Raw genomic sequence first — 2,600 nt, 5'->3', positions numbered from 1 at the left:
TCTTATAATGATGAAAATTATTATTCGACTACGCGTTATTGGAAGGAAGATACACACGGAATTTTACAGCAGATAGAAGTTCCACGCGATATTTATTATTGGTATGTAGTTCATCCCAAAATTTCGGATGAAATTCCAAATTATATCAGTCCCGATGTGATCGAGAGCAATGGTTCGCATGATAATAATTTTGCGGCTCCACCGGAAGGAGTTTTCTGGCGGAACTGGCTTTATAATCATAATGACGAAGGATACCCAAAACTGAAATATTATCTGCAAGCTTGTGATATAGTCTGGGACAGCAATTCTCTTTCCTCAACAAATGCAGTGGGTGCTACTAATAGTTGGATCGCTCAATCCATGGTCTTTACTTCCAATACGGAAAGACCACATCAACCTGTCAGGATTTATCGCAAACATATCGGCAGATGCGGAGAGCATGCGGATCTGCGAGCAGCAGTTTTAAGGATCGGATTGATTCCGGCAACAAGTATTCTCACCATTTCCACTGATCATACCTGGAATGAATTCTGGGATGAAGATTGGATCCATTATGACGGCGGTTCTGTCAACAATCCGCTTTTGTATGAAAATGGCTGGGGAAAAACTCATGCTTCTGTTTTTGAGATCAGGAGCGACGGAGTTTTGAGTCCGGTATCAGATAAATATTCCGAAGGATCCGCAAATTTAACGATCTATGTTTTAGACGCAAATGGATTACCAGTAGATGGAGCTCGGATTTTACTCGGCGTTTGGGATACAAACCAGATCAGAAGCGATACGGTCGGATTTACGGATAAAGATGGAAAATATGTTTTTATTGTCGGAGAAAACAGATCGTATTATGCTCGTATGACTTCCGATGTTGGAGATGATCCCATGGGTGGCGGATATATGCTATTGGTTGAAGATGTCGAAGACGGAGCGGATTTGACCTTCCAGATGAATGCTGCCGGATCAATGCCGATCGTGGAATTTAACGAGATCGATCCTCCTGATGATGATCTGGATGACTACCGAATTGAAGTTGAATATACTGCACCGGAACAAGTCATTTCAGGAAGAGTTGTTTTTGATGATATCGATAATTCTTATTTTTATCATTGTCTGCCCGGAACGAATGCCAACTTCTTTATGACAGACCTTGTCAATTACTGCAATTATTCAAGTCATTTCCCTTTTGATTCGTTCAATTGTTTTGAAGCAGCAGATGAAGGTTCTGCTGTATTCGATGCACTTTCTTATGACTGGTGGTATGCATTTTTTGAGAATTACAGTAGTTTGAACAATCCCCAGAAAATTCTCGGTGCGATCAAACTCTATCGTTATGAGGATATTGGAGGAAGCGGAACGATCAGCGGAAATGTTGTCGATGTTAATAGCTCAGAACCGATCGTTGGAGCAACTGTTACTGCCGGAGTATTCTCCACAATAACAGATGGAAACGGTGGTTATGAATTGGAAGTTTTCCCCCAGATCTATGAGATCTTTTGTTCAATGACAAATTATGAAACTTCCATGATCGGAAATATTTCTGTTTCCAATGGCGGTGAAACAACTGTCGATATCGAAATGTATGAATCCGCATTAATGCCGCAGAATGTAATTGCAGAAGAAAATGCTGACGGTTATGCTGAAATTTCCTGGAATGAACCGATGATCTTGCAAAGAGTAAAAAATACAAGCGACCGCGACCTGGAAAGTTATAATCTTTATCGCGGACTTTGTGATGAAGAAGATTTTGTGGAAGAATGGATTTCAGTGGCAACGGGAATTTCCGCAACTTCCTATACAGATACTGAATGGGAAAACCTGGAAGCAGGAATTTATAAATATGCGGTAGAAGCAGTATATTCCGGCAACAATATTTCACCCGAGACTTATTCAAATGATATTTACAAAGATATGTTCGTTACTGTCACCATTAATGTTTCAACCAATTCAGGTGATGATCCGGAAGGAGCAAACGCAAATCTTTCGAACCAGGATAATCATCCTCAGCATCAATATGAAGCAGAAAGCCTGGAAAACGGCATCATCATTTTTGAAGAAGTCTGGAAAGGAATCTACGATATTTCAGTTTCTTTAAATTATTTCGAATCTTATAGTGCTGATAGTTTGGAAATTTTCGAAGATACAACTCTGGATATAACTTTGAATGAATTGCTGATTCCAGTATTTGATTTAAGTGTGATCGATTATTTCCTAATCTGGAATCCTGTTCCTTCGGATAGAGAATTGCTGGAATATAGGATTTTTATCGATGAAGTTCTTGCTGGAACAATTCCTCAAGGTGGAGTTTGTTCTTGGGATCTTTCAGGAACAGGCGAAGGAATCCATACTGCTGGAGTTTTAGCAATTTATACAACCGGAGGATCGGAAATAGCGGAAATCGAATATGAAGACGGCTATTCGACATACCTGGGAACTTATGCTTACTATCCTTTTAACGGAAATGTGAACGACGAAAGCGGAAACGGATTTAATGGTGAAATGAACGGAGATATTACATTTAACGACGATGTGGTCAATGGGCAATCTTTGTTCTTCGATGAAGAAGCAGAATACATTTTCTGTCCTGATGTTTTCGCAGATGCTCC

At 39.9% G+C, this 2,600-nt stretch carries 1 protein-coding gene; it reads left to right on the top strand.

Annotated features, from left to right (window positions below):
- A partial coding sequence (locus tag ENL20_00785; protein ID HHE37096.1) for a hypothetical protein occupies positions 1-2,600 on the top strand: 2,600 nt, incomplete at both ends.

Source organism: Candidatus Cloacimonadota bacterium (genome assembly GCA_011372345.1).
Lineage (GTDB): Bacteria > Cloacimonadota > Cloacimonadia > Cloacimonadales > TCS61 > DRTC01.
This window is presented reverse-complemented; position numbering and strand designations above follow the sequence as displayed.